Below are 26,399 nucleotides of genomic sequence, written 5' to 3'. Positions count from 1 at the left end.
CAGCGACACACACCCAGCCACCAATGACCGACATCGACATCGATTCCCAACAGACTGCGATCGACGAGTACCACGGCGACCCTGGCGACCGGCCGGTACTGCGCGCGCGGTTCGAGCACAACGGTAGCCCGCGGTACATGCTGTACACCATCAAGCGCTTCGGCTACGATCACGATCACGGCTTCCACCTCGACCTGCAACTCGTCTCCGACGAACTCGAGTCGGGCCTCGAGACCGTCGAGGCGAAGCTCCAGGAGGGCGACGCCGACCTGATCGACATCGACTACATTTCGACGGCCCGCGAGCGCGCCGACGGTGCGCCGATCGTCGCCTTCCACCCCTACGGACAGACGGTCGGCGGCCTCGTCGTACCCGACGACTCGCCCATCGAGGGTCTCGCCGACCTCTCGGATCACCGCATCGGCGTCGTCAGGCGGCTCGACAAGAACTGGATCCTCGTCCGGGCGGCCTGCCGGGAGTTCCACGGCTTCGATCCCGACGAGACGGCGACGCCGGTCGAGGCGGGCTCGAAGGTCGAACTCACCCGGCTGCTCCGCGACGGCGAGGTCGACGCTGTCCTCCAGTTCTGGCAGATCATCCCGGAGATCGTCGAGACTGGCCCCTATCGCGAGGTGCTGCCGATGTCGCGGCTGGTCGATCGACTCGCCGACGACGGTAGCGACGCCGAGGATCGCCCCGTCCCCGTCTCGACGTTCCTGACGAGCGAGGGCTACCTGTCCGACCACCCCGATGCAGTCCGCGGGTTCCAGGGGGCCTATCGGGACGCCGTCGAGCGCCTGCAGCGCGACGACGACCTCTGGGACGAGATCGGCGACCGGCTCATGTACGAGGACGATCCGGCCGTCATCCGGGCCGTCCGCGATCGGTGGCGCGCGATGGTCGTCCCCGACTGGGACGCCTCGACCGTCGCGGGGATGGAGCGGCTGTTCGACCGCCTGAAGGCCGTCGCCGGCGCGGACGCGCTGGGCGTCGACGAACTGCCCGACGGGCTGTTCCGGACCGACCTCGAGGTGGAAGCATGACCGCGACCATCTCCTTCCAGCTCAACTGGGAGCCCAACGGCTTCCAGTCGCCGTACTTCCTCGCCCGTGAGGAGGGCTTTTACGAGGACGAGGGTCTCGAAATCGAGTTCGTCGAGGGTCACGGCTCGCCCTACGCCGCCGAACGCGCCGCCCGCGGCGACGCCGACGTCGCGCTGGCCGGTGCGAGTGCCGTTCTCGCGAAACAGAGCGAGGGGTTCGACCCGCTCGCGGTCGCGGCGGTGACCCAGAAGACGCCGGCCGCCGTCTACACGCTGCGGGACGTCTTCGGCGAGCAACTCTCCGAACCCGAACAGCTGGCGGGCCGGACCGTCGCGCCTTCCGCGACGAAGACGCGTATTCTGACGGCGCAGTTGCTCGAGAACGCGGGCATCCGCGACGAGGTCGATCTGCTGGACGTCGATCCGCACACCCACCACCGCGTCCAGCACAAGGTGATCGACGGGACGGTCGACGCGGCGGTCGGCGTCGTCACCAACGGGATCGAGATCGGCCGCGAACACGACCGCACACCTGACGAACTCCCGATCGGCGACTACCTCGACATCTACGGCATGACGCTCGTCACGAGCCCTGCGTTCGCAGACGAGCGCCCGGAAACGGTCCGCTCGTTCCTCCGGGCGACCGCCCGCGGGTGGGCCGCCGCGACGCGCGACCCGGACCGCGCGATCGACGTGCTCGTCGGCCGGAACGCCACGCTCGAGCGCAACCGGGGGATCGAGCAGCTGAAGTTCGAGACCGCCGCCCGCCGGCTCCAGTTCACGCCGTACGTAGACGATCACGGCTGGGGCGCACAGGACCCGGCCCGCTGGCACCGCCTCGGCGAGACCCTCTCGGAGACGGCGTTGCTCGAGGGGGAGATCGATCCCGACGCGGTCTGGACCGGCGAGTTTCGCCCCGACGACGAGCCGATCGTCGCCGAGTACGCGGATCGGGTTCGGCCGGCAGCCGACTGATCACGATCCGCCGAGCCGTCCGTGTGCCGTTCGGCCGTCGTACGGGCGATAGACATTTACTCGAGAACCACGTATTGCTGTCCCCGATGGCCACCGAGCCCGACTACGACTTCTGGCTGCTCGACCTCGACGGTACTCTCGTCGACGTCGAGTGGTCCTACACGCGGGAGGTGTTCGACCGGGTCGGCGACCGGCTCGGCCGCGAGTTCACCGACCGGGAGGCCGAGATCCTCTGGCACGGCCTGACTGGCTCCCGGGACCGCCAGCTCGAGGCGTGGGGTATCGACTCCGGGGCGTTCTGGACGGCCTTTCACGACGAGGAAGACCCGCTGGTCCGGGCCGAGCAGACCTACCTCCACGAGGACGCCGCGTTCGTCGCCGACCTCGAGGCACCGGTGGGACTGGTCACCCACTGTCAGGAGTTCCTCGCCGAACCGGTGTTAGACAACGTCGGGATCGGTGACTGGTTCGACGCCCAGCTTTGCTGTACCGAGGAGACCGGCTGGAAACCCGAGCCGGATCCCGTCGAGCGCGTCATGTCGGAACTCGGCGTCGGCCACAACGGCCACCGCGGCGTGCTCGCCGGCGACGGTGCCTGCGACGTCGGCGCGGCGTGGAACGCCGGACTCGACGCGATCCACGTGGAGCGTCTCGGCCACGAGCGCCGCGGCCAGTGCGTCCTCGGCGACTATCGCGTGCAGTCGTTCGACGAACTGTACTGACCGCGAACGGTCGGCTCCGTTGTCGAGGACGGCCGGCACTTTCAGGGAAGCATCCTTTTCGGTGGCCAGTGGCCACCCGTCATGGGGATCGACGATACGGATCAGGCGATTCTGTACCTGTTACAGGCGGAGACGCGAACGGACGCCACCCACGACGAGATCGCCGAGCGGATCGGCGTCTCCTCGAGCACCGTCAGCAACCGTCTCCAGCGGCTCCGAGACACCGGCGTTCTCGAGGCCTGTGAACCGGTCATAGACTACGAAGCGGCCGGCGCACCCCACCACCTCCTGTTCGTCTGTACCGCGCCGATCGCCGAGCGCGAGCAACTCTGTGAGCGCGCGATCCAGGTCTCCACTGTCGTCCATGCGCGCGAACTGTTGACCGGTACACGAAACGTTCACGTCGAAGTGGTGGGGAGGAACGCGAACGACGTCGAAACCGCTACCGAGGAACTGGACGCGATCGGTCTCGAGATCGACGCAGCGGAACTGCTCAGATCCGAGTACAGCCGTCCGTTCGACTATTTCGGGTCCGCCGTCGACAACGGATCGTCTCTCGAGTGATTTACTCCGTTCGACACCCTGTTCCCGCCCCTCACGTCGCTATTTCTTCACAGGATCAGTTACAGAAACGATGTTCGCTACTGGCGAGTTGCAACGATACATACCATTGTGTTTATGCATTTGATTGCCCTTATGCTGCCAATGGATCTCCGAGCATCAGACTCGTCTCTCGACCGGGAGTCGGTTTCGATTCGCGTCGTGGAAGCGGTCGCGAAACAGGAGGAAATCGATCCGCTCGAGGTGTCCCCGCCCTTGCACGATTCGATCGATCCGGCAGCGCTGGACGCGCTGTTCGAACCGACGCAGACCGGTGAGCGAACGTCTGGAACCGTGACCTTCCGGTTTCACGGATACCGAGTCCGAGTCGAGGGCGACGGTAGCATTTACCTCGAGGACGACCCCGACACCGAAAGGGATTCAGGAGTGTGGCCGATGACGGACTCACGATGAAGTACTGCCTCGACTGCGACTGGTGCGTGGATTCGACCGACCTGCCCTCCCAACGCGCCCGCTCTCGGGCGGCGATCGAGCATCACGTCGAAACGGGACACGCGATCGACTCGAGCGAGTCGCTGGTCCGCCCGACGACGCCCGACGTCGATGGGGAGGTCTTCGTCCGCGACCTCGTCCCCTCGAGTGACTGACCCTCTGCGTGCCCGTCGCCTGGATCGATCCGCTGGGGGCACGCCGGTTCGCTGGCCGAGCGGTGACGACCGCGGAAGCAACCGTTTTCAGCTGTAGTGTCGATCGAGATAGTCGGCGATCTCGTCGCTCTCGTAGACCGATTCCTCCCGATCGGTATCGACGAGAAACGGAATCGCGTCCTCTCCGCCGAGGTCGATCATCGCCTGTTTGGTCCACTCGTTGAGTACTTCGCCGTCACTTCCCGGTCGTCGTGGATTGTGGACGACGTACGAGACACCGAGGTCGGTCAGTTTCTCGCGAACCTGCTTGCTGTGCGGGCAGCCCTCGGCCTGGTACAACTCGAGCATTCGGATGTCTCGACCACATCGCCCGGTGTAAACGTTGACCAGGCGATCACCAGCGGCGGCGACTGGTAGGCGAGTCACCGTATTCACGCATTTTTACCATTATCTCGACAGGAAAGCTTATGCCGGGATGTTCGGCTTATCGAAGCATGGCACGCGATACGCCGGTACAGAACCGAACTGATGCGCCTGCGAACGACAACCAACTACCTAATCTCGTGACGATCGTCGGCCGCGGTGTCCCGTCGAACTTCGAAATCGCCGTCGACGGCGACCTCGAGATGCTCGCCGACGACCCCATGGCCGAAGGCACCGTCGTCGCTGGCGGCGTCGCCGAAGGTGCGATCGACGTCGGCGTCCAGCGCTTCCGCTTCTCCGGTCAGATGGCCAACGTCCGACTCGTCGACTGGAACGGCAACGAAGCGCCCGACTCCGCGAGCGTCCCGACGGTCCACGTCGAGTACGGCGCGCCGGGTCGATAAGTCGTCGCTCGAGCGACGACGCCGGGAGGGGTTTTCCGGTCGCAACGAACGATAGCGGCGCCGCTCTGTTACTGTGAGGTCGTGGCTCACGCGAACCACCCGAGAACGTAGCAAGAGGCCGACGGCTCAGTCGTCGTCGGTCGCGCCGATGCCGCTGTCGCCGTTCGAGACGGCTGCGATCGACGGCGGTGCGAGCGGGCCGTCGTCGGCGCCGAACTCGGGATCGAACAGCTGGAGCGCGGTGTGGATGGTGCTCCAGTCGTCTTCGGCCGCCGCCTCGCGCAGGCTCTTGGTCGGTGGCGCGAGCAACTGATTGACGAGCGAATCGGCCATCGCCTCGACGACCTCGCGCTGGTCGTCGGACACCTCGTCGCCGCCGAGTCGCGAGATTGCCGTCTCGACCTCCCGTTCCTTGATCCGTTCGGCGGACTCGTACATCGCGGCGATGGCCTCGTCGGCGCGGGCGCGTTTGTACTGCTCGGTGAGCAGGTCGAACTCGCGGTCGATCATCGCCTCGACCTCGCGGGCGGCGTCGGCGCGCTGCTCGCGGGTCTCGGCGGTGATCGACTCGAGGTCGTCCAGATCGAAGACCCGAACTGCGGGTAACGCACCGGTCGACGGCGCGACGTCGCGGGGCTGGCCGAGGTCGACGATTACCTGTCGGCTATTCGCGTCGCCGTCGCGTTCGAGATGGCGTGGCTCGAGGATCGGCTCTTCGCTGCCGGTCGCCGCGATGACCACGTCGGCGCGGGTCGCGACGGTCTCGAGCGCCTCGAGCGGCGCGGCCTGTGTATCGGTCTCGCCCTCGGTCTCGCCATCGACGTCGTCGACGATGTGGTCGGCGTGGGCGACGGTCCGGTTGGCGACGACGAGTTCGTCGACGCCATGAGACGCGAGGCTGCGGGCGGCGAGTTGCCCCATCTCGCCGGCTCCGACGACCAGTGCGGTCGCCCCCTCGAGGGGCTCCTCGAGTTCCTCGGCGGCGCGTCGCGTCGCGGCCGACCCCAGCGAGACGACGCCCTCGTTGATCGCCGTCTCGGTGCGGGCGCGCTCGCCGACGTGGATCGCCTTCGTCACGGCGGCCTCGAGCATCGAACCGATGCCACCGGCGTCGCGGGCGTCCTCGTAGGCGGTTCGAACTTGCCCGATGATCTGGTCCTCGCCGAGGATCACCGACTCGAGGCCGGCGGCGACCCGCAGCAGGTGGCGCAGGCTGTCGTCGTGGTCGGTCGTGACGACGGCCGCGTCGTCGATTCCGGCGAAGAATTCCTCGAGTGCGGCCCGGCCGACGGCGTGGTCCGAGCCGACGACGTAGGCCTCGACCCGGTTACACGTCGAGAGAACGTACGCTTCCTCGATGTCGGGAACGGTGAGGAGCTCCGTCACGGCGGCCGCCTGGCTCTCGGGGCTGGCGGCGGCGAGCTGGTCGACGCTACCGCTGTCGTGCGTCACTCGCGCTGCCGTGACGACCCCGGTCGAGATCACGGCCGATCACCTCCTGCAGACGGTCGTTCGCCCAGCACGTCCTCGATCACTTGGCGACAGTTGGAAGTACCCGTACGTAAAGCTGTCCAAAGATCCGGAGAATTGACGACGTCGGTGACGACCTGTCGGCGGCGGTCTGCCGGCACGTCGCGTGCTTTGAGTTCCTCGCGCAATCCTGCACAGACTCGGGCCATCTCGCCGGCCCCCTCGAGGGTCTCCTCGAGTTCCTGCCGGAGGTGCTTGCTCAGTGCGGGTGCCGTCCCGCCGGTCGCGATCGAGACGACGACGGGTTCCTCGCGCACGGTCGCGGGCACGACGACGCTGCCGGGCTCGCGCTCTCCCGATCGGTCGGCGCGGTTGACGAGGGTTCCCCGCTCGCGGGCCGCCTCGGCGACGGCCTCGTTGATCGCCGCGTCGTCGGTCGCCGCGACGACCAGCGCCGGCGTCGCCCGCTCGAGCCAGCCCGGGACGTCGTCAGGGCCGGGCGCAGCACGGATCAGCTCGGCGTCGCCGAACTCCCGATCGGTGAACGCCGGGCTGACGACGAGTACCCGCGCCTCGCGGGCGAACCGTCGGGCCTTTCGGGCACCGACGGGGCCGCCGCCGAAGACGAGTACCGTCGCGTTCGTGAAATCGTGCAAAAGCGGAATCATTGTGAGTTGTGTGGGTCAGCCGTTCACCGTTGCTCCGTTCTGGTATTGGCATCGGCTCGCTCCGCCATTCGAATACCGGTCTTCTTCAATATTTGCGTCGAGTGCAAGCTGTCCCAGTCGTCCGATGTTACGTCCCAGTACTCCTCCATCCGTTCCCGAACCTGTTCGATCCGCTGACGGCTCTCCGCCTCGCTGCGGCCGTGGGTCATCGCGAAGAAGTTGTACGGCCAGACTCCCTCGTGGCGCGGGCGCTGGTAGCAGTGGGTGACGAAGGGTAGCGCGGCGACCTCGGGGCCGACCTCCGGGACGACCTCGTCGGGCACGTTCCAGACCGTCATCCCGTTTTCCGTGTACCCGAGCGCGTAGTGGTTGGGAACGACGCCGATCCGTCGGATCTTCCCCTCGCGCTCGAACCGCTTGACGGTCTCGAGCACCCAGTCGACGTCCCGTTCGATCGCGTCGGCCACGTCGGCGTACGGCGTCTCCGTGAGCGGGACGCCGTCTTGCACCTCGAGGATTAGATCGCGCTCGGCCGGCGAGAGCGTCGACTCGTCGGTCGGCGTCACGTCGGGGCCGAGGTCGGTGCAGTCGATCCCGGCCGCCGCAACGTCACCGTCGCCGTCGAGCGGGCCGTCGACGTAGAACTTGGCCTCGACGCGGAACTCCCGCTGTTTCGGGAGATTGTACGTCTCCTGTCCCGTCTCGTCTTCGATCTCGGCGAGCACCTCCTCGACGCGGCCCTCGTCGGCGACGCTGACGACGAACCAGACGTTCAGGTGCGGGTGTTCGCGCTCGTAGTTGTGGGCCACCTCGCGGTGGTCGTTGACCGTCTCGACGACCTCGTCGAACCGCTCTTCGGGGGCGTGCATGGCGACCAGCGTCGCCGCGCCGCCGATCTCCTGGGCGTTGACGAGCGGGCCGAACCGGGAGAGGACGCCCCGCTCGTCGAGGTCGCGGATCGTCTCGAGCAACTCCGGAGCGTCGATGTCGACCCCGCTATCGCGCATGGCTGCGGCGGCGGGCTCGAAGGGCCGTTCCGCGACGGGAAAGCCGCCCTGAAAGGCGTTGACGACCGCCCGCTCGCGTTCCGTGAGGTCGACGTCCGTGGTCATAACTGATCGTCGGGACTGGGATCGTATAAGGGAACCGGGACGGTTCTCGGTACGGTCGGCTCAGCCTTCGACGCCCGTCACGTCGTAGCCGAGGTCGCGAACGTCCTCGAGGATCGCCTCGTGATCGGCCGTCGCCCGGTAGTAGATGACGATGTCGAAACTCCCCTCTCGGAGCAGTTGCTGACACTCCCAGACGAACTCCTCGTCCTCGAGGGTCAGTCCCTGATGCTGGTTCGAGGAGAAGTCGGTGTCGTCGTTGCCCGAGTAGACGTAGCAGTCTCTCGGGTCGTGGCCCGAGTGCTCGGCGATGATGTCACCGACGTCGATCGTCGCCTGCATCATCTTGACGTCTTCCTGCCCGTCGTAGTCGGTGTGGACGATCGCCCCGTTGAGGTCGATCTCACCCGGCTCGAGCAGTGCCTTGGTCCGCTGGTAGAGGTCGTCGTCGATCGCGTCTGCCATTGGACGGACGTTCACGGCCGGGACGGATAGCCGTCACGATTCCGACGAACCGGATGACGGGTCCGATAGAGGGGTTTCACCCGCGTTCGCTGGTCGATCGTCTCCCCCACATGGGTCGTTGCACTGACAAATCGTCATACAAAAGACACATAGTCGTCGGTGACCTTTCCCCGGGCAATGAAGCGGTGGCTCCGTCAGCGCGTCGACGCGGCCTACGAACGGCTGCTCTCCAGAGAGATCTCGGGTGCGCCGACCCACGTCGCGGTGATCCAGGACGGTAACCGACGGTACGCCCGCAAGCGGGGCGGCGACGCCCACGAGGGCCACCGTGCCGGTGCCGAAACGACCGAGCGCGTCCTCGAGTGGTGTCAGGACATCGGCGTCGAAGAGCTGACGCTGTACGCGTTCTCGACGGAGAACTTCGAGCGCCCGCCCGAGGAACGGGAGGCGCTGTTCGACCTCCTCGAGGAAAAGCTGCGGGAGTTCGCCGACGCGGACCGCGTCCACGACAACGAGGTCCGCATTCGAGCGCTCGGCGACGTCGACCGGCTCCCCGAGCGGGTGCGTGACGCCGTCGCCTACGCGGAGGAGCGAACGCAGGGATACGACCGATTCGTCCTCAACATCGCGCTGGCCTACGGCGGTCGCGCGGAGTTGCTCGAGGCCGTCCGCGGCGTCGCCGAAGGCGTCGCGGCCGGCGACCTCGACCCCGACGAGATCGACGTCGAGGACATCGAAGACCGACTGTACGATCGACCGGTGCGGGACGTCGACCTGATTATCCGGACCGGCGGCGACGAGCGCACCTCGAACTTCCTCCCGTGGCACGCCAACGGCAACGAGGCGGCCGTCTTCTTCTGTGCGCCCTACTGGCCGGAGTTCTCGAAGGCCGACTTCCTGCGGGGAATCCGAACGTACGAGCACCGCCAGGAATCCTGGCGACGGACCCGCGCCCGTCGGGCGCTCGCGTTGCTCGGCGCCGTCAGCGAGCCGGAGCTCGCCGAAGCCCGGTCGATCGTCGACCGCTTTCGTGACTCGCTGCCATCGGCCGAGCAACCCGACGCCAGCGAACTCGAGGCCGGGGACTCGAGCAGCCGGATCGCCGACTGACCTGCGTCACGTCTCGATCGCGAACCGATCCGTTTCACCATAAGAACTATACCTACCATTCGAACAACAGTAACTGCGATGTCACCCCCCGATACCGCGCCCATCGTCGACGTCGAGCGGTTCGTTCGACTCACGGATGTCCCGGTCGACGAGGCGTACGCGCTCCTCGCGAACCCCCGGACGCGCCGCTCCCTCCACGTCCTCTCGACGTGTGAACCGCCGCTCTCGGTCGACAGGCTGATCCGGATCGTCGGCCACCGGGACGACGCCGACCAGCACGCCGTCCGCGTCTCGATCGTCCACACCGTTCTGCCGAAACTCGAGGCTCACGACGTGCTCGAGTACGACCGCGACGCCGGGATCGTTCGGCTCGAGCGGCCGGTCGTCGCCGTCGACGACTCGGTTCCGGCGCTCGAAGCCGCCGAGTAACCGGGCGCGAACGGATCACCCACGTAGCGGGAGACTACCGGCCGAACCGTCGCGACCGGTTACAGTACTCTCGGACCGCCCGCAGGAAGTCCCGCTTGCGGAAGTCCCGCCAGTTGATGTCGGTGAAGTACAGCTCCGAATAGACCGACTGCCAGATCATGAAATCCGAGAGGCGCTCCGCGCCGGTTTTGATGACCAGATCCGGCTCCGAGGGGAAGACGAGGTGCCCCTCGACCTGTTCGTCGTCGATCTCGTCGGGAGCGAGCTCGCCCGCTTCGACGCGCTCGGCGAGCGTCTTGACCGCGCTCGTGAACTCGTGTTTGCCGCCGAGACCGATGCCGATCTGTATCGGCGCGTCGGCACGCGCTCTGTCCTCCGGCCCGCGGACGGCGACGTCACGCGGTGCCTCGATCGTCTCGAGTTCCCGCCGCAGGGCCGGTACGGCCGCCGCGTCGAGGACGCTCACGTAGACGGTGATCCGCGAGGCGTACTCGACGGCCCACTCGAAGAAATCCGTGAGCGTGTCGTAAGCACCCCGCTCTAACAGGTCGCGTTCGGTGATCACGAGCGCGACGTGGTCAGGCGGGTCGGCCTCGTGGCGACGGATCCGGAGGGCGAGATACCGTTCGTACAGTCCCACGGCGATGACTTTCATCGCCGGTATGATACCGGTTACGGGTCGCGACGGCCCGATGCGGGAGCTGAGACGCTCCCTGACCGGGCCGCTAAGGGCGGTGAAAGCCGACTCGAGGCGGGTTCACGAACCTTGAAGTAACCGCCACAGAAAGGGACCGATATCGTGACAGCACCCGTTCGGCGAGCCGGCGTGTTCGCGGCCCTCTGTACGCTCTCGCTCGCCGTTCCCCTCTTCGATCCGCGGGTGGGTGCGGCCGTCGCCGCCGTCGTCTTGCTCGGGGCGTACGTCATCACCGACGGGCCGCTGTTCGACTTGCTCGCCTATCCGGGCGACTACGAGGACTCTCGACTCTACGGGCTCATCACCTTCGTTCTCGCGGGCGTCGCGCTCGGACTCATGGCGACCGCCGCATCGATGCCGGTCGCCGTCTTCGTCGGGACGATCCTGCTCGTCGGCTACGGCAACTTCGGCGAGCAACTCGTCAAGCTACGGACCGACCGAGACGTCGTTTGCGTGATCGGCTTCTCGCTCGCGGCGACCGCGGCAGCGATCGTCGGCCAGATCGTTACGCACTCGCTCGTCGCCGGCACAGTCGCGTCGGCGCTCCCGATCGTCGTCTTTCTGGCCGCCAGCGGCGCGTTTCTCGCCGCGCTGTTACGCGACGTACTGTTGCGCTCCGACGATCCGATCGTCGTCCTTTCGGTCGGGCTCTTGCTGTGGCTGCTCGCGGAGCTCGAACCGACCATCGGGACGGCCGACATCGCGATCGCGCTCGCGGTCACCGTCGCGCTCGGCTACGCCTCCTACGCCCTCGAGACGGCATCGATCGCGGGGATGCTCACCGGCGTCTTGCTCTCGTTGCTGACGATCGTTCTCGGCGGCTACGGCTGGTTCGCCGTTCTCATCTCCTTTTTCGCCATCGGTGGCCTCTCGACGAAGTTCCGCTACGAGCGAAAGGCCGAACTCGGCGTTGCCGAGGACAACAACGGCGCTCGAGGAAGCGGGAACGTGCTGGGTAACGCCGCCGTCGCGCTCGTCGCGGTACTGGGCTACGCAGCCAGCGACGCCGGGTTCATCCCGCGAGATCCCGATCTGTTCCTCTTTGCCTTCACGGGGTCGATCGCGACCGCGATGAGCGACACCCTCTCGAGCGAGATCGGCAGCGTCTTCGAGACGCCGCGGCTGATCACCACTCTCGAGCCGGTCGATCCCGGCACCGACGGGGGCGTCACCTGGCAGGGCGAACTCGCCGGAATTGTCGGTGCGACGGCCGTCGCCGCCATTGCCTTCGGGCTCTTTCCCGAGATCGGCGTCGTCGGTGCGGCGATCATCGTCGCCGCCGGAATCGTCGGCATGACCGTCGACAGCCTCCTCGGGGCGACTCTCGAGGGCTCGATGCTGGGCAATCAGGGCGTGAACTTCCTCGCGACGCTGTCCGGTGCGATCGTCTGTTCGCTGCTCGTGCTGTCGACTACCGGTCTCGTCTGAACGGACACAACTGACGGCGTGGTCGACGATTCTGGGACGACCGCGTAGCCGAACGGACTCCGCTCAGTCGTCCGAGGTCGGAAACGAACCGCTCGAAGAGACCGACTCCGACCGCCGTTCGTGACGTTCGGACTGTCCGTCGTCGAGCGGGACCTCGAGGCGGTCGTCGGCTCGCGATCGGGCGGCTGTCCCGGCAGCGGTCACCCAGAAGATCATGAGGGCCCAGACACCGAGGAGCGCGAGCGCGGCCGTTGGCGGTGGTGTCATCGGCCGACGTTCGGTGCTACCGGCATATCAACATCTCGGACTCGGTCGGCGATCGCCGACGCGACGCCCGCTTGGCGAGTGCGGCCGTCCGTCACTCCGTCTCCGGCGGCCGCTCGGCGATCTCGTCGATCGGGTGGATCTGGACGTCGGTCGGCCGCTTAGTAAACTGTCCCAGTGAGCGCGCGACGATCCGATCGACGCCACGATCGGCCGCCAGGTCGAGCAACTGCTGACCAAGGATCGCGTCGAGCACGACCGTCGTCGGGACCGGTTCGACCGACTCGAGGGCGCTGTAGGCGTCGGACGCTTCGGTGTCGGCGATCACTTCGCTGTCGGCGTCGAGGAACCGAACGCGGTCGGTATCCGCTCGGATGACCGCCGCCACGTGGCCGTAGACGGTTTCGGGCGCTCGATCTTCGGCGGTGTCGGACGTTGTCCGTGTCTCTCCCTCACTGCGTTCGGTCGCGGTCTCCGCGGGTTCGCTCGGCGACTGCGTCGACGACTGCGCTCGAGTCGGCGTCGCGTCTCCGTTCATCCGTCCGGTCTTGGCCCTCGCCGGCTGTCCGTCGCTCGCCGCTGTCGCCGTGTTCTCTTCGTTCGAGTCGGCCACCCGGGCCGACGATTCGGCTTCCGCTTCGGAATCGGTCACCTCTTCGTCGACGACCGTCGGCGACGCGGTTTCGGTTTCGGCGTCGGACGGCGGCGGTGCCGGCGTCGTGCTGCCGTCGGTCGCGGCGACCGCCTCTCGGGGCTCGTTCAGCTCGGAGACTGTTTCGTAGGGGACCTTGTTCCGGAGGGCGGCGAACAGCTCGTGGTGATCCAGTTCCTCGACGGAGCTGTCGGCGGGGGCGAACGCGACGTAATCGATATCGCCGACCTGGGCGAGTTCCTCGAGAATGAGGTCGCCGCCGCGGTCGCCGTCGAGGAACGCGGTGACGGTCCGGTGGCGGGTGAGTTCAGCGACCGCGTCGGGGACGCTGGTTCCTTCGACTGCGATGGCGTTTTTGATGCCGTATTTGAGCAGGGTGAGCACGTCGGCTCGGCCCTCAACGATGATGATGGCGTCGCTGTCGGTCACTCGGGGACCGGCGGGGAGGCCCTCGTATTCGGTGATGTCCTCGACGCGGACGTGCTCGCGCACCTCCGCCAGGATCTCGTCGGAGGACATGATCGTGTCGTCGAAGCCCGTCCGGAGCAGTTCCTTCGCGCGGTTGACGACTTCCTTTCGCTTCGCCGCGCGCACGTCCTCGATCTCGCGGATCTCGAGGTCGGCCCGACAGGGACCGACTCGGCTGATCGTCTCGAGGGCGGCCGCGAGGGTGGCGGTTTCGACCTTGTCGAGGCTGGTCGCGATCGTCACCTGCCCGTGGGAGTTGCCCCCGGTGCTTGCGATTTCGACGTCGATACGGCCGACTTTGCCGGACTGGCGGAGGTCGCGCAGGTCTAACTCGTCGCCGAGCAGGCCTTCGGTCTGCCCGAAGATGGCGCCGACGACGTCGCTGCGCTCGACGACCCCGTCAGCCGTAACGTCCGCGTGAATGAGGTATTTCGAGGTATCTTCCATTGGAGATCTGTCCCCGCGAGGGGCGCGGTGACGCGGGAGTCGCGTACAGAGACCGGTTTATATACGATTTCGTCCGTGGGGGGGAAATAGCTGTTGACCGCGAAAGAATCCCGAGAATACGTTCGAACCCGGTTCGGCCGACCCGTTTCTGTCGACCGTGGACTGTCACGTCGACTGACCAGCCGGCGCCTCGCCGGGGCCGAACCGGGACCGCCGACTGTCGTATCGGCCAGTGTATAGGTCGCGAGCCGTCGTCCGACTCGGTGATGCCGGTCCACGCGGGACGACTCGTTCTCCGAGTACGCGACTACTTCCGACGCTCGGAACGGGCGGTAGCGCTGCCTCGTCAGTACGCCGGTCGGTACCAGTACCAGTAAATCGTCACCGCGAGCAGAACGACGAGCCCGCCGAGGAAAAAGAGGAGCCCGGGCGGGACGGTTTCGAACACTGCCTCCGCGGCCTCGACGCCGCCGTCAGTAGCGTTTTGCGCCGTTTCGTTGCCGGCGTCGAGCGCCGAGTCGGTCTGTTCCGCACCCCCGCTGCCGGAACTCGTCTCGTTCGAGCCGTTGACGCTCTCGATTCCGAACCCACCGCCGTCGCTCGAGTCGCCGCCGGCGTTCCCGCCGCCCGTCCCGTCCGGCTCCGGCTGTGAGCCGCCGTCCGCGGTTCCCGTCGGGGCCGGTCCCAACCACCGCGTGAGGCCGTACTGCACCAGCAGACTGCCGCCCGCGAGCGCGCCGACGCCGCCGATGAACCGCGAGAGGGCCTCCTTCAACTGCGTCGCGCGCGACTCGTCGCTGGTCACGATCAGCGGGCCGTCGGTCGTCGCGTAGACGCTCATCTCGTTGCCACGCGAGGAGTACCAGGTGTCGACGACCTCGACGAGGCCGGCGTCCTCGAGTTTCTCCAGGTGGTAGCGGACGTTCTGAATCGAGGAGTCGATCGCGTCGGCGATGTCGCTCGGCGTCGCGGGTTCGTCGTCGAGATGGGCGTAGATCCGGCGAGCGGTCGTCGAGGAGAGGGCGGCGAAGACCGCGTCGGCGTCCTCGCCCTCGAGGTCGACGACGCGGGGCTGGCCCTCTTCGGCGGCCGTCTCGGAGCGAAAGGGAAACAGACGGGCCATGTGGGGTTCGATTCCTATTCTCTGTCAGACACCTATACCCTTTTTCCTCGGTGAAAGAGCGATTTTAGCTACCGGAAACCGTGTGACGTGACTGGTCCGACGGATCGATGAATAATTCTCTTCGATATCGACCTTCGAACAGTAAGAATTACCCACGTCGGGGCCAACGTTCGTATATGCCTCGAAACGAAACCGGGATCTGGCTCGCGGTAGCGATCGTCCTCGCCGCGCTCGCGGTGCCGTGGTTCCTCTGGGGGTCGTCGGCCGTCGTCGCCGGCCTGCCGGTGTGGCTCTGGTGGCACGTCGGCTGGATGGGGCTCGCGTCTGTCGTCTTCTGGGTGTTCGCCCAGCGGGCGTGGGGAATCGGTATCGAACCGGCCGTGGGGGACTCGAGCACCGCGCCCGATCCGTCGGCCGACCGCGCTCGCGGGCCGCGCTCCGGAGGTGACTCGCCGTGAGAGCGGTCACGATTCAGCTGTCGATCATCGTCGGCTATCTGCTGATCGCGCTCGCGGTCGGACTGGTCGCCTACCGGCTGACCGACCGCACCGCCGAGGACTTCTATCTGGCGAGCCGGACTCTCGGCACCGTCGTCCTGCTGTTCACGACCTTCGCGACGCTGCTGTCGGCGTTTACCTTCTTCGCGGGGCCGAACATCGCCTACGAGCAGGGCCCCGAGTGGATCCTCGTCATGGGGCTGATGGACGGCATCATCTTCGCCGTCCTCTGGTACGTCATCGGCTACAAACAGTGGCTCCTCGGGCAGCGGTACGGCTACGTTACACTGGGGGAGATGCTGGGCGACCGCTTCGGCTCGCGGTGGCTCCGCGGACTCGTCGCCGGCGTCAGCCTGGTGTGGCTCTTCCCATACGTCATGCTCCAGCAGGTCGGGGCCGGCACCGCGCTCGAGGCGCTGACCAACGGCACGATCTCCTACGCCGCCGGAGCTGGGCTGATCACCGTGTTCATGATCCTCTACGTCGTCGCCGCCGGGATGCGCGGGGTCGCCTGGACCGACACGCTCCAGGGAGCGTTCATGCTGGTCACGACCTGGGTCGCGCTGCTGTGGGTCCTCGCGGCCGTGGGCGGCCCCGGCGCGGCGACGGAAGCGCTCGCCGCCAATTCCGACACCACCGGCTACCTCTCGCTCGGCGGCGGCGTCTACACGGTCCCGTGGATCCTGTCGACGGCGATCACGATCGGCTTCGGCGTCGCGATGTTCCCGCAGGTCAACCAGCGATTCTTCGCGGCGGGCTCTCGGACCGTCATCAAACGCTCTCTCGCCCTCTGGCCGATCCTCTGTGTCTTGCTGTTCGTCCCCTCGTTCATGCTCGGCGCGTGGGCCGCCGGCCTCGGCGTCGCCATGCCCGACAGCGGAAACATCCTCCCGGCCGTCCTCGCCGAGTACACGCCGATCTGGTTCGCCGCGCTCGTCATCGCCGGCGCGATGGCCGCGATGATGTCCTCCTCGGACTCGATGCTGCTCTCCGGGTCGTCGTATATGACGCGCGATCTCTACCGCCCGTTCGTCGATCGGGGGCTCACCGACCGCGGCGAGGACCTGATCGCCCGCGGCGGCGTCGTGCTCTTCGCCACCGCGGCGTTCGTCGTCAGCCTGTTCCAGCCCGGGACGCTGTTCGCGATCGGTGAGGCCGCCTTCAGCGGCTTCGCACAACTCGCGTTACCCGTCGTGCTCGCGCTCTACTGGCGGGGGACTACTCGAGCGGGTATCTCCGTCGGTATCCTCGCGAGCCAACTCTTCTACGGAGCCAGCCTCTTCATCGGCTTCGTTCCAAGCTCCTACGCGGGCTGGACGGCAGGTCTCGTCGGCATGGGTATCGGTCTGTTCGTCACCGTTACCGTCTCGCTGGTCACCTCGCCGGCGGCCGCCGAGCGCCGCGCGATCTACTTCGAGGGGCCGGGCGCGGACTGACCCTCGAGCAGCTACCAGCGGTCGATAATACGATCTCTGCGCTCGGAGCGGACCGCGAACCGAACGCCGGAACGGTCACGCTGCGTCGCGCTTTTCGACCAGGCCAAGGCCGTACATCGTAAGCACGGTGTCGTCGTTCTGATTCGTCGTGGTGATCTTCACCCTCGTGTGCCCGAACGTCGGATTGTCTCCCGATCGCTTTTCGACCAGTTCGACGCGTACAGACAGGGTGTCTCCGGCGTATACGGGTCGATGCCAGCGGACGTCGTTCATCCCGTTCCCGCCGAGCGTGGCGTTCCTGTTCATGTAGCCCGTGACCAGCAACCGTGCCGTGAGCGCGCACGTCAGCCAACCGCTCGCGATGAGGTCGCCGTACATCGATTCTGCTGCGGCCTCCTCGTCGACGTGAAACGGTTGGGGGTCGTATCGCTCGGCGAACTCGAGCATCTCCGCTTTCTCGACGTCGATACTCCCGCAGTCGAACTCCTCACCGACAGCCAGCTCCTCGAAATATCGATTGTCTTGGTCTGACATACCATCACCTTCTGGCACAGCTAGTGGCAAAAGGTTCCGGTAGGATACGCAGTCCGCACACCGTCTTCGAAAGCCGTCTCTTTCCCTCCGCCGGTCCGCGGTACAGGGGAACGATAGCGAGAATCAGGAGTGACGAATCGTCTCCGCACCGCATTCGTGACAGACGGCGAGGAGGGCGTCGCGGTCGGCGGTCGGTTTCAGTTGGGACTGTAGTATATCGGCCAGTGACCGATGAGACCCGCTTCCGTTCGCTCGGTGACGGTATCGTCGGTGGAAGTCTCGCCGCGGCTATCGGTGTGCTCCTGCTTCGTAAGAGACGGTAATTCGATCCGGCAGTCGTTTTCCGTCTACGTACCGCGACCGTTCGCTCGTTCCGATCGACGAAATCGCGTCCCGGCTACCGCTACCGCGGTCGGACGGGTCGTGGATCGCCACCCTGAACGGCTTCGGCCGCGTACCCGGCGACGATGGCAATCGACCTGCCGCCGACGGTCGCCGACGACTGGCGTCGCGTCGCCCGTCGGACCGACGACAACTCCCTCTCGCTGGCGACGATCACCGCCGAGACCTCCATCTTCGAACACCGGCCGACCGCCGACGCCCTCGAGCGACTCCGCACCGACGGCGACGTTCCGGCTCGATCGCTGTTCACCGTCGACGTGCGTATCGATCCTTCGCTCGAGTCCCTCGGCTTCGACTCGACCGACGCGCTCGAAGTGGCCGCCCCGAAGGCCCGCGAGGGGGTAGCCGACACCCTCGAGGACGACGGCATTGCGGTCCGCGGTGAGCGCGCCAGCGAGTACATCGACCGGCCGGACGGGGCCGTCGGCCACCTCTCCGTGCTCGAGGTCGGCTATCCGATCGATTCGGCGAACGCGCCCGACGACGGCTCCACCACCGATGACACCGAGGCGGCGACCATCGACGCAGAGGCTCACGTGGCCGTCTGGCCGGCCGCCGCCGCGTACGTCGTGGCCGGCGGCCTCCTGCCGCTCGAGGCCCCCGACGCGGAGCTGCTCGCGGCCGCTCTCGACGTCGATCCGGCCCGCGACCGCGAGCGAATCGTCGACCTGTTTCGGGGACTCCCACTCGAGTCGGGCGGCGATCGTCGATAGCTCGTTCGTCGATCGCCTGGATCCGCGATGAAAGAAGATGAGTTATCTGTCTGGAGTGGAGCCGTTCAGATGACACCCTTTCAGAACCACCATGTCTGGCAAGTATGACCTCGTTATCGTCGGTGGCGGAATCAGCGGTGCATCCCTGCTCTATACGACCGCGAAGTTCACCGACATCGAATCCATCGCACTGATCGAGAAGGAAGCCGAGATCGCGGCGATCAACTCCCACCACACGAACAACTCCCAGACCCTCCACTTCGGGGACATCGAGACTAACTACACCCTCGAGAAGGCCGAAGAGGTCAAGGAGGGCGCGGAGCTCCTCGCCGGCTACCTCGAGAACCACGACCCCGACCGGGAGATGCACGCCAAGCGAAGCAAGATGGTCCTCGGCGTCGGCGACGAGGAGGTCGCCAAGCTCGAGCAGCGATACGACGACGAAGGCTTCGGCGACCTCTTCCCGAAACTGGAGCCGATCGGCCGCGACGAGATCGCCGAGATCGAGCCGAAAGTCGTCGAGGGCCGCGATCCCTCGAAGGATATGCTCGCCTTGCAGACCTCCGACGGCTACGTCGTCGACTACGGCGAGACGACGAAGTCGTTCGTCGAGGAGGCACGCGAGGAAGCGCACGTCGACGTCTTCACCGGGACGAAGGTCGAAGACATCACACCGACGCTGGACGGCTACACGATCGAGACGAGCGCCGGTCGGTTCGACTGCGACGCGACCGTCGTCGCCGCCGGCTCGCACAGCCTTCAGATCGCGAAAGAACTCGGCTACGGCCAGGACAAAGTCCTGCTCCCCGTCGCCGGGAGCTTCTTCCTCGCCGACGACCTCCTGAACGGGAAGGTCTACACGCTCCAGATGAAGAAGCTGCCCTTCGCGGCCGTCCACGGTGACGCCGACGTCCACGACGATAGCATCACGCGCTTCGGCCCGACCGCGAAGCTCGTTCCGGCCCTCGAGCGCGGCCGCATCTCGACCGTCACCGACTTCTTCGACGTCTTCGGCCTCAACGCGGCGGCGTTCCTGAGCTACGCCAACATCCTCTCCGACCGGATTCTGCTTCCCTACGTCCTCCGGAACCTGGTCTACGACCTCCCCGAGGTCGGTCCGAAGCAGTTCCTCCCGCACGTCCAGAAGGTCGTCCCGAGCGTCGAACTCGACGATATCGAGCGCGCGAAGGGCTACGGCGGCGTCCGACCGCAGATCGTCGACACGAAGAACAAGTCCCTCGACATGGGCGAGGCGAAAATCGTCGGTGACGACATCATCTTCAACATCACGCCGTCGCCGGGCGCCTCGACCTGTCTCAAGAACGCGATGCGGGACACGCACACGCTGCTCGAGTTCCTCGGCGACGAGTACGAGTTCGACGAGTCGGCGTTCCGCGAGGAGACGATCGGACACTTCCCGCGGGCGAACTGATCCTCGAGACGACGACACCCAGTCTTTCTGTTCCGCTCTCGAGATCGAAACTATTACCGAATCGACGGTCGACGATCCGATATGGAACGCTATAGCGGCCGCGATTATCCCGAACTGGCGAAGGCGGGATTCTTCCTCGGACTCGCGCTGTTCGTCGTTGGAACCGGCAGCGAACTAATCGGCCACGCGATGTTCGGCTCGCTCCCGCAGTGGGAGAACACGCTGTTTTTCGCGCTGACGATCGTCGGGTTCGCCATCGGGTTCGCCTCGCCGTTCCTGTTCGGCATCATCATGCCGCTCGTCGAGTGAGCGGGCCGCCGACTCGGTGGTTTTGTAACCGCCCCTCCCTCACTGTCGACCATGCAAACTCACATCGTCCCGGTCGGCTTCGACTACGACCGGCTGATCGCGCCGCTCGTGCGCGATCAGATCGACGTCGACAGCGTCATCCTCCTCGAGGGGGCCGTCGGCAGCGAGGCCAACGTCGAGTACTCCCGGCACATCTCGCGGAAGCTCGAGACGGACTTCAAGAACCTGCTGGGCGCCGAAACGGAACGGTTCGTCCTCGAGGACGACGACTCCGACGAGTCGTCGGACGCGTCGTGACACCTCGAGCCTCGCCGCGTTCGTTCGGTGGCGGCGGTCCGAACGCTCCCGGTACGTTCTCGTGTTCGTGACTGACGTGTTCAATTATAGATCCTAAAATTGATTGACCGTCCAGTTGGAGGTCGAAGCGATGGATCTCTCCCCGGAAAAGTACACTTTCTCCAATTTCATTGAGGCGTGCAAGAACCCCGCGAAGTTCAAGCACGAACTCAAAAAGCGGTACGGGGACGTGAACAAACGCCGCTTCTACCGCAAGTACGGGCGTCCCACCGACGTCATGGAAGCGGACTGGGACAATCTGCTGATCTTGGACGCCTGCAGGTACGACTACCTCTCCGAGTACAACTCGATAGACGGTGAGCTGGATCTCGCCGTCTCAGTCGCCTCGACGAGCAACGAGTTCATGGAGAAGACGTTCGCCGGAAAGACGTTTCACGATACGGTGTACGTGTCCGCGAACGGGTTTTCACATCACTTGGAGGCGGGCACTTTCCACGAATTCGTGTCCACGTACCCCGAGTCCCAGCGGGAGGTCCTCGACAGCGAACTCTACCGGAACTATCACCCGGAGATCGTTCGCAAGAGGGCCGTCGAGACCTACGATCGACATCCGGACAAGCGGTTGCTCGTCCACTTCATGCAGCCCCACGGGCCGTACTTCGGCCCGAAAGCCGAGCGGTTGCGGGAACGCCTCCGGGCGGACCACGGGATCGAATTCTCCGCGTGGGAGTCGGAGACGAGCGTGACCAGTCGGTCGGACGGCATGGTATATCTGATGGACGCCGCGGAGGCGGGATACGTTTCCCCGGCCGAACTTCAGGACGTGTACGTTGAAAACCTGAAACTGGTCCTCGAGCACGTCGATGAACTCCTCGAGCGACTCGACGGCAAGACGGTCATCACCGCCGACCACGGCGAGTTACTCGGCGAGTCGACGAATCTGTACTCCAGACTCACCGGCGACCGGTACGAACACCCCGGATTCGTCTGGACGCCGGAACTCCGACTCGTTCCGTGGTTAGTCACCCCGTGGGAGCACAGGCGCGATATCGTGGCGGAAGAGCCGGTCGAACGGGGCGACGTCGACGAAGACATCGTCGAAGAACACCTCCGGGCGCTGGGCTATCAGTCCTGAACCGCTCGATATAGAGCGGCGGAGCGCGGCGATAGGCCTCGGCCACAATCCGTATCGACGGTACGGAGACTGATGCTTTTTATGAACGCCACCGCTACCCACACCGTATGCAGACCCACATCGTCCCGGTCGGCTTCGATTACGACCGGCTGATCGCGCCACTGGTGCGCGATCAGATCGACGTCGACAGCGTCATTCTCCTCGAGGGGGCCGTCGGCAGCGAGGCCAACGTCGAGTACTCCCGGCACATCTCGCGGAAGCTCGAGACGGACTTCAAGAACCTCCTAGGTGCTGAAACGGAACGGTTCGTCCTCGAGGACGTCTACGACTACGACGAGGCCTTTGAGCAGGCCTACGACCTGATCACCGCCGAACTCGATCGAGGCAACGAGGTGTGGGTCAACGTCGCTGCGATGCCCCGGACGGTAAGCTTCGCGTTCGCGACCGCCGCCCACTCGCTGATGGTCGAACGCCAGGAGGACCGCGAGGGGATCCACACCTACTACACCGCCCCCGAGAAGTACCTCGAGACCGAACTCGCCGAGGAACTGCGCGAACAGATCGCGCTGCTCGAGGAACTCCGTGAGGAGCAGGCCGACGACGGCGTCGCGGACGAGCGGTTGACGACCCGCCTCGAGAGCGCCTGCGACCTCCTCGACGAGTTCGACGAGCGCGGGACGACCATCGGTGCGAAGGAGATCGACGGCAAGCACATCGTCGAGTTGCCGGTCGCCTCCTTCTCGAACGTCAAGCCATTCGAGGAACTCATCCTCTACAAACTCGGCGAGGACGGCGAATTCGACTCCGTCTCGGAACTGGCGGAGTCGCTGGCCCGCGAACTCAACGAGGAGTACACCGACAGCTTCCGGTCGAAGGTCATCTACAACGTCGACCGGCTCGGGCCGGGCGGGAAGGGGTACATCGAACGCGAGGAACACGGCAAGTCCTACCGGACGCGGCTGTCGCGGATCGGCGAACTGTGGGTTCGGGCTCACTCGGACGATACCGAGACTGAGCCGTGAGTGCGAACGGCAACTCGAGCGACAGCGGTCGTCGGTATGCGTACTGCCTCTCCAGTATGGGTCTTCTGCGCGACGATAGCAGCGGCTCGTGGGTAGTAAAGTGACGGGGTAGGTCAGTCAGCGGTGACCACACGTGGAAACCACGCGAGCTGAAAGGTGCTGCCTGACCGTGCCGTCTACGTCTCGCTCTCTCCTCTCGCTATAAAGGCCCTCCGGTCCGGGTCCGTACGCGTCGAGTCGCTTCGATACCCCCGCTCTGTGAGCGATGCGGTTTCCGTGGGTCCATCACTCGCTGCGCGTTGCCCGAAAGTAACTCTCACGACGAAAATGCTATCAGGCTTGCCGGGCCAAGTGACGAGTATGCCAGTCTCCGGTACGGTCGCGTTCGTCCGCCGCGGGGGGCCGTGTGGCACCGTTTTCGTAGGGGCCCCGTAGCCCTGCTTCCCAACCCCGATTCGACGGATGTATTGTCGCCGACCAGCATTCACAGCACAACGACCGCTCTATGGACGATAGTCAACGATACGGATGGACGACGCACCGACGACGCCCGCGACGGGCGGTGAGAACATGAGCATGGACACGCCGGAGCAGGAAGACGAACCGTCACTCGAGGGCGGCTACGACCCCGAGGCCGTCGAATCGCGCTGGCAGCAGCGCTGGATCGACGAGGACGTCTACGCCTACGAGGGCGACGCGGAGCGGGACCCGAACACGGTCTACTCGATCGACACGCCGCCGCCGACGGTCTCGGGGAGCCTGCACATGGGCCACCTCTACGGCCACACCCTGCAGGACTTCGCGGCACGATACCAGCGGATGGCCGACGGCGACGTGCTCTTTCCGTTCGGCTACGACGACAACGGGATCGCCAGCGAGCGCCTGACCGAGTCCGAACTCGATATTCGCCACCAGGACTACGAGCGCCGCGAGTTTCAGGAGCTCTGCCGGGAAGTCTGTTCGGAGTACGAGGCAGAGTTTACTGAGAAGATGCAGGGGCTGGGCTGTTCGATCGACTGGAACAACACCTACAAGACGATCGAACCGCGCGTCCAGCGCATTTCGCAACTGTCCTTCCTCGATCTCTACGAGAAGGGCCGCGAGTACCGCAAAAAGGCTCCGGCGATCTGGTGTCCGGAGTGCGAGACGGCGATCTCGCAGGTCGAGATGGAAGACGACGAGCGCGGCTCGCACTTCAACGACATCGCGTTCGAGCTCGTTGGGGACGACGCCCCCCGCGACGAGTTCGTCATCTCGACGACGCGACCGGAACTCATCCCGGCCTGCGTCTCCGTCTTCGTCCACCCCGACGACGAGGACAATCAGGACCTCGTCGGCGAAACGGCACGCATTCCGCTGTTCGGACACGAGGTGCCGATCATCGAAGACGAGCGCGTCGACATGGAGAAGGGCAGCGGGATCGTCATGTGCTGTACCTTCGGCGACCAGAAGGACATCGAGTGGTACCAGGCCCACGACCTGCCGCTGCGGGTCGCCATCGACGAGTCCGCGACGATGACCGACCTCGCCGGCGACTACGAGGGCATGTCCACCGAGGAGGCCCGCGAAGCTATCGTCGAGGATCTGGACGACGAGGGCTACCTGCGCGACCGCTGGGAGATCTCCCACACCGTGCAGGTTCACGAGCGCTGTGACACCCCCGTCGAGTTCCGCGTCTCCAAGCAGTGGTACGTCGAGATCCTCGACCACAAGGAGGAGTACCTCGAGGCCGGCCGGGAGATGGACTGGTACCCCGAGAAGATGTTCACCCGCTATCGGCACTGGATCGAGGGTCTCGAGTGGGACTGGCTGATCTCGCGCCAGCGCGACTCGGGGATTCCGTTCCCGGTCTGGTACTGCGCGGACTGCGACCACGAGATCATGGCCGAGCGCGAGGACCTGCCCGTCGATCCCCTGAGCGACGAGCCGCCCGTCGACAGCTGTCCGGAGTGTGGCGGCGACGAGTTCGAGGCCGAGGAAGACGTCTTCGACACCTGGGCCACGTCGTCGCTGACCCCGCTCATCAACGCCGGCTGGGACTGGGACGCGGAGAGCGAGGAGTTCACGATGGACAACCCCGAGCTCTACCCCTTCGACCTGCGTCCCCAGGGCCACGACATCATCTCGTTCTGGCTGTTCCACACCATCGTCAAGTGCTACGAGCACACCGGCGAGGTGCCGTTCGACGCGACGATGATCAACGGCCACGTGTTAGACGAGAACCGCGAGAAGATGTCCAAGTCGCGGGGCAACGTCGTCGAACCCGACGAGGTACTCGCGGAGTACCCCGTCGACGCGGTCCGGTTCTGGGCGGCCAGCGCCGCCGTCGGCGACGACTTCCCGTACCAGGAGAAAGACCTCACGGCCGGGGAGAAGCTCCTGCGCAAGCTCTGGAACGCTTCGAAGCTCGTCGACTCGCTCGCGCCGCGCGAGCCCGAGGAACCCGCCGAACTCGAGGCCATCGACCGCTGGCTGCTCGCGGAACTCGACGACGCCGTCGCCGATCTCACCGACCACCTCGAGGCCTACGAGTTCGCGAAGGCCCGCGACCGCCTGCGGACGTTCTTCTGGAACACGTTCTGCGACGACTACCTCGAGATCGCCAAGACCCGCGAGGACGAGCCGTCGACGCAGTACGCGCTGCGGACCGCACACCGGACGTTCCTCGAGCTGTGGGCACCGTTCCTGCCGCACGTGACGGAGGAGATCTGGCAGGCCGTCTACGCTGACGGCGAGGACCTCGCCAGTAGTAGCATCCACAGCCGCGAGTGGCCCGAGCCACAGGGGTACGAGGCCGACCTCGAGGCCGGCGAGGCCGCCATGGAGGTCATCTCCGCGCTGCGACGCTACAAGAGCGAAAACCAGCTGCCGCTGAACGCCGACCTCGAGTCGGTGGCCGTCTACGGGCCGGTCGACGGCTTCGAGGACGCGATTCAGCACGTGATGCACGTCCAGGAGCTGACGGTGCTCGAGGAACAGCCGGAGATCTCGACCGAGGTGGCCTCGATCGACCTCGATTACTCGACGCTCGGCCCCAAGTTCGGGTCGAAGGTCGGCGAGATCGACAGCGGTATCGAGAGCGGCGAGTACGAGATCGTCGAGGACAGCGAGGCGCGTAGCGCCTCGGAAGACTCGAGCGGCGATGAGCCGCGAGAGGGGCGCGTCCTTCGTGTCGCCGGCGAGGAACTCGAGGACGACCTGTTCGAGGTCGAGTTCGAACGGACCTACTCGGGTGAGGGCGAGATGATCGAGACCGAGTCGGCGGTCGTCATCCTCGAGTAGGGAGCCGGACAGTTCACCGCGTGGCCGCCCGTTCGGACTCACGAACCGGATCGACTGCACCTCGAGCCGCGATTCGTCGATCGACCATCCAAGTGTGAGGTCTTGACGAAGGGCACCGTCTAGTTAGCGCGGTTTGAGAAGCGAGCAGGTCGTAGAGCTAGTTTGGCTATGATGCTCGCAGACCTGCTCAGCGAGTGCTACGCGGCGGAATTGGATGAAGCTTGGGAGCGTGAGCG

At 65.7% G+C, this 26,399-nt stretch carries 28 protein-coding genes and 1 pseudogene; 19 read left to right on the top strand and 10 right to left on the bottom strand.

The window, feature by feature from the left end; genetic code table 11:
* Positions 1 to 23 precede the first annotated feature (23 nt).
* From NDO75_RS15925 to NDO75_RS15900, 6 genes are all read left to right on the top strand, one after another.
* Positions 24 to 1,043 (top strand): ABC transporter substrate-binding protein, encoded by a 1,020-nt coding sequence (locus NDO75_RS15925; protein ID WP_310907581.1) that lies wholly within the window; start codon positions 24 to 26, stop codon positions 1,041 to 1,043.
* On the top strand, positions 1,040 to 2,017 hold the full coding sequence (locus NDO75_RS15920) for an ABC transporter substrate-binding protein (protein WP_310907580.1): 978 nt from the start codon (positions 1,040 to 1,042) through the stop codon (positions 2,015 to 2,017). The genes NDO75_RS15925 and NDO75_RS15920 overlap by 4 nt, the downstream gene beginning before the upstream one ends.
* A gap of 86 nt (positions 2,018 to 2,103) precedes the next feature.
* The gene (locus NDO75_RS15915) at positions 2,104 to 2,739 is read left to right on the top strand and encodes an HAD family hydrolase (protein WP_310907579.1); all 636 of its coding nucleotides are present in this window, start codon (positions 2,104 to 2,106) and stop codon (positions 2,737 to 2,739) included.
* An 81-nt stretch (positions 2,740 to 2,820) separates the two neighbouring features.
* Positions 2,821 to 3,303, top strand: coding sequence for an Lrp/AsnC family transcriptional regulator (locus NDO75_RS15910; protein WP_310907578.1), 483 nt, complete (start codon positions 2,821 to 2,823; stop codon positions 3,301 to 3,303).
* Positions 3,304 to 3,444: 141 nt separating this feature from the next.
* On the top strand, positions 3,445 to 3,753 hold the full coding sequence (locus tag NDO75_RS15905; RefSeq protein WP_310907577.1) for a HalOD1 output domain-containing protein: 309 nt from the start codon (positions 3,445 to 3,447) through the stop codon (positions 3,751 to 3,753).
* Positions 3,750 to 3,947, top strand: coding sequence for a hypothetical protein (locus tag NDO75_RS15900; RefSeq protein WP_310907576.1), 198 nt, complete (start codon positions 3,750 to 3,752; stop codon positions 3,945 to 3,947). The genes NDO75_RS15905 and NDO75_RS15900 overlap by 4 nt, the downstream gene beginning before the upstream one ends.
* An 87-nt stretch (positions 3,948 to 4,034) precedes the next feature.
* Here the strand turns inward: NDO75_RS15900 and NDO75_RS15895 are convergent, their stop codons facing one another.
* Entirely contained in the window at positions 4,035 to 4,295 is a 261-nt protein-coding gene (locus NDO75_RS15895) for a glutathione S-transferase N-terminal domain-containing protein (RefSeq protein ID WP_310907575.1), read from the bottom strand.
* A 146-nt stretch (positions 4,296 to 4,441) separates the two neighbouring features.
* Here NDO75_RS15895 and NDO75_RS15890 point away from each other — a divergent pair, with 146 nt between their 5' ends.
* Positions 4,442 to 4,774: a hypothetical protein gene (locus NDO75_RS15890; RefSeq protein ID WP_310907574.1), complete on the top strand. Its 333-nt coding sequence runs from the start codon at positions 4,442 to 4,444 to the stop codon at positions 4,772 to 4,774.
* 126 nt (positions 4,775 to 4,900) lie between these two features.
* On the opposite strand, the gene hemA is transcribed toward NDO75_RS15890, so the two are convergent.
* The 4 genes from hemA to NDO75_RS15870 are packed head-to-tail and all read right to left on the bottom strand — an operon-like array spanning position 4,901 to position 8,486.
* Complete coding sequence (gene hemA, locus NDO75_RS15885) at positions 4,901 to 6,256, bottom strand: glutamyl-tRNA reductase (RefSeq protein WP_310908074.1); 1,356 nt, start codon at positions 6,254 to 6,256, stop codon at positions 4,901 to 4,903.
* Complete coding sequence (locus NDO75_RS15880) at positions 6,256 to 6,912, bottom strand: bifunctional precorrin-2 dehydrogenase/sirohydrochlorin ferrochelatase (protein WP_310907572.1); 657 nt, start codon at positions 6,910 to 6,912, stop codon at positions 6,256 to 6,258. The genes hemA and NDO75_RS15880 overlap by 1 nt, the downstream gene beginning before the upstream one ends.
* A 23-nt stretch (positions 6,913 to 6,935) precedes the next feature.
* Complete coding sequence (locus NDO75_RS15875; RefSeq protein ID WP_310907571.1) at positions 6,936 to 8,024, bottom strand: Lrp/AsnC family transcriptional regulator; 1,089 nt, start codon at positions 8,022 to 8,024, stop codon at positions 6,936 to 6,938.
* Positions 8,025 to 8,084: 60 nt separating this feature from the next.
* Positions 8,085 to 8,486 carry a DUF5778 family protein gene (locus tag NDO75_RS15870; protein ID WP_310907570.1) on the bottom strand — a complete coding sequence of 134 codons (402 nt, stop codon included), beginning with the start codon at positions 8,484 to 8,486 and terminating at the stop codon, positions 8,085 to 8,087.
* Between the two features lie 177 nt (positions 8,487 to 8,663).
* On the opposite strand from NDO75_RS15870, the gene uppS reads away from it, so the two are divergent.
* The gene (gene uppS / locus NDO75_RS15865; RefSeq protein ID WP_310907569.1) at positions 8,664 to 9,596 is read left to right on the top strand and encodes a polyprenyl diphosphate synthase; all 933 of its coding nucleotides are present in this window, start codon (positions 8,664 to 8,666) and stop codon (positions 9,594 to 9,596) included.
* A gap of 78 nt (positions 9,597 to 9,674) precedes the next feature.
* The gene (locus NDO75_RS15860) at positions 9,675 to 10,025 is read left to right on the top strand and encodes a hypothetical protein (protein WP_310907568.1); all 351 of its coding nucleotides are present in this window, start codon (positions 9,675 to 9,677) and stop codon (positions 10,023 to 10,025) included.
* 34 nt (positions 10,026 to 10,059) lie between these two features.
* Here NDO75_RS15860 and NDO75_RS15855 read toward each other — a convergent pair whose 3' ends face one another.
* A complete protein-coding gene (locus tag NDO75_RS15855) occupies positions 10,060 to 10,665 on the bottom strand; it encodes an undecaprenyl diphosphate synthase family protein (RefSeq protein ID WP_310907567.1) in 606 nt (201 codons plus the stop codon).
* A gap of 159 nt (positions 10,666 to 10,824) precedes the next feature.
* Here NDO75_RS15855 and NDO75_RS15850 point away from each other — a divergent pair, with 159 nt between their 5' ends.
* A complete protein-coding gene (locus tag NDO75_RS15850) occupies positions 10,825 to 12,150 on the top strand; it encodes a DUF92 domain-containing protein (RefSeq protein WP_310907566.1) in 1,326 nt (441 codons plus the stop codon).
* Positions 12,151 to 12,213: 63 nt separating this feature from the next.
* On the opposite strand, the gene NDO75_RS15845 is transcribed toward NDO75_RS15850, so the two are convergent.
* The 3 genes from NDO75_RS15845 to NDO75_RS15835 form a co-directional block, all read right to left on the bottom strand.
* Complete coding sequence (locus NDO75_RS15845) at positions 12,214 to 12,417, bottom strand: hypothetical protein (protein ID WP_310907565.1); 204 nt, start codon at positions 12,415 to 12,417, stop codon at positions 12,214 to 12,216.
* A 91-nt stretch (positions 12,418 to 12,508) separates the two neighbouring features.
* On the bottom strand, positions 12,509 to 13,981 hold the full coding sequence (dnaG, locus tag NDO75_RS15840; protein WP_310907563.1) for a DNA primase DnaG: 1,473 nt from the start codon (positions 13,979 to 13,981) through the stop codon (positions 12,509 to 12,511).
* Between the two features lie 346 nt (positions 13,982 to 14,327).
* Positions 14,328 to 15,104, bottom strand: coding sequence for a helix-turn-helix domain-containing protein (locus NDO75_RS15835; protein ID WP_310907561.1), 777 nt, complete (start codon positions 15,102 to 15,104; stop codon positions 14,328 to 14,330).
* 176 nt (positions 15,105 to 15,280) lie between these two features.
* On the opposite strand from NDO75_RS15835, the gene NDO75_RS15830 reads away from it, so the two are divergent.
* Both NDO75_RS15830 and NDO75_RS15825 read left to right on the top strand, forming a co-directional pair.
* Positions 15,281 to 15,562 (top strand): DUF3311 domain-containing protein, encoded by a 282-nt coding sequence (locus NDO75_RS15830; protein ID WP_310907560.1) that lies wholly within the window; start codon positions 15,281 to 15,283, stop codon positions 15,560 to 15,562.
* Positions 15,559 to 17,037: a sodium:solute symporter family protein gene (locus NDO75_RS15825; protein WP_310907559.1), complete on the top strand. Its 1,479-nt coding sequence runs from the start codon at positions 15,559 to 15,561 to the stop codon at positions 17,035 to 17,037. The genes NDO75_RS15830 and NDO75_RS15825 overlap by 4 nt, the downstream gene beginning before the upstream one ends.
* Positions 17,038 to 17,112: 75 nt before the next feature.
* Here NDO75_RS15825 and NDO75_RS15820 read toward each other — a convergent pair whose 3' ends face one another.
* Positions 17,113 to 17,571 (bottom strand): MaoC family dehydratase, encoded by a 459-nt coding sequence (locus NDO75_RS15820; RefSeq protein ID WP_310907558.1) that lies wholly within the window; start codon positions 17,569 to 17,571, stop codon positions 17,113 to 17,115.
* A 467-nt stretch (positions 17,572 to 18,038) separates the two neighbouring features.
* Here NDO75_RS15820 and NDO75_RS15815 point away from each other — a divergent pair, with 467 nt between their 5' ends.
* The 7 genes and pseudogenes from NDO75_RS15815 to NDO75_RS15785 all read left to right on the top strand — a co-directional run bounded on the left by NDO75_RS15815 (position 18,039) and on the right by NDO75_RS15785 (position 26,163).
* Positions 18,039 to 18,686: a hypothetical protein gene (locus tag NDO75_RS15815; protein WP_310907557.1), complete on the top strand. Its 648-nt coding sequence runs from the start codon at positions 18,039 to 18,041 to the stop codon at positions 18,684 to 18,686.
* A gap of 91 nt (positions 18,687 to 18,777) precedes the next feature.
* A complete protein-coding gene (locus tag NDO75_RS15810) occupies positions 18,778 to 20,118 on the top strand; it encodes an FAD-dependent oxidoreductase (RefSeq protein ID WP_310907556.1) in 1,341 nt (446 codons plus the stop codon).
* 81 nt (positions 20,119 to 20,199) lie between these two features.
* A complete protein-coding gene (locus NDO75_RS15805) occupies positions 20,200 to 20,427 on the top strand; it encodes a hypothetical protein (RefSeq protein WP_310907555.1) in 228 nt (75 codons plus the stop codon).
* Positions 20,428 to 20,478: 51 nt separating this feature from the next.
* Positions 20,479 to 20,691, top strand: a pseudogene (locus NDO75_RS15800) (DUF6293 family protein); the annotation flags it as partial.
* Between the two features lie 163 nt (positions 20,692 to 20,854).
* Positions 20,855 to 21,859, top strand: coding sequence for a hypothetical protein (locus NDO75_RS15795; RefSeq protein ID WP_310907553.1), 1,005 nt, complete (start codon positions 20,855 to 20,857; stop codon positions 21,857 to 21,859).
* Positions 21,860 to 21,966: 107 nt separating this feature from the next.
* Positions 21,967 to 22,881, top strand: a complete 915-nt coding sequence (locus NDO75_RS15790) for a DUF6293 family protein (RefSeq protein WP_310907552.1) — start codon at positions 21,967 to 21,969, stop codon at positions 22,879 to 22,881.
* A gap of 576 nt (positions 22,882 to 23,457) precedes the next feature.
* Positions 23,458 to 26,163: a valine--tRNA ligase gene (locus tag NDO75_RS15785; protein WP_310908073.1), complete on the top strand. Its 2,706-nt coding sequence runs from the start codon at positions 23,458 to 23,460 to the stop codon at positions 26,161 to 26,163.
* The last annotated feature ends 236 nt before the right edge of the window (positions 26,164 to 26,399 follow it).

The organism is Natrinema sp. 1APR25-10V2 (assembly GCF_031626495.1).
GTDB lineage: Archaea > Halobacteriota > Halobacteria > Halobacteriales > Natrialbaceae > Natrinema.
The sequence above is the reverse complement of the archived record's forward strand: the minus strand, read 5'-3'. Positions and strand labels throughout refer to the sequence as shown.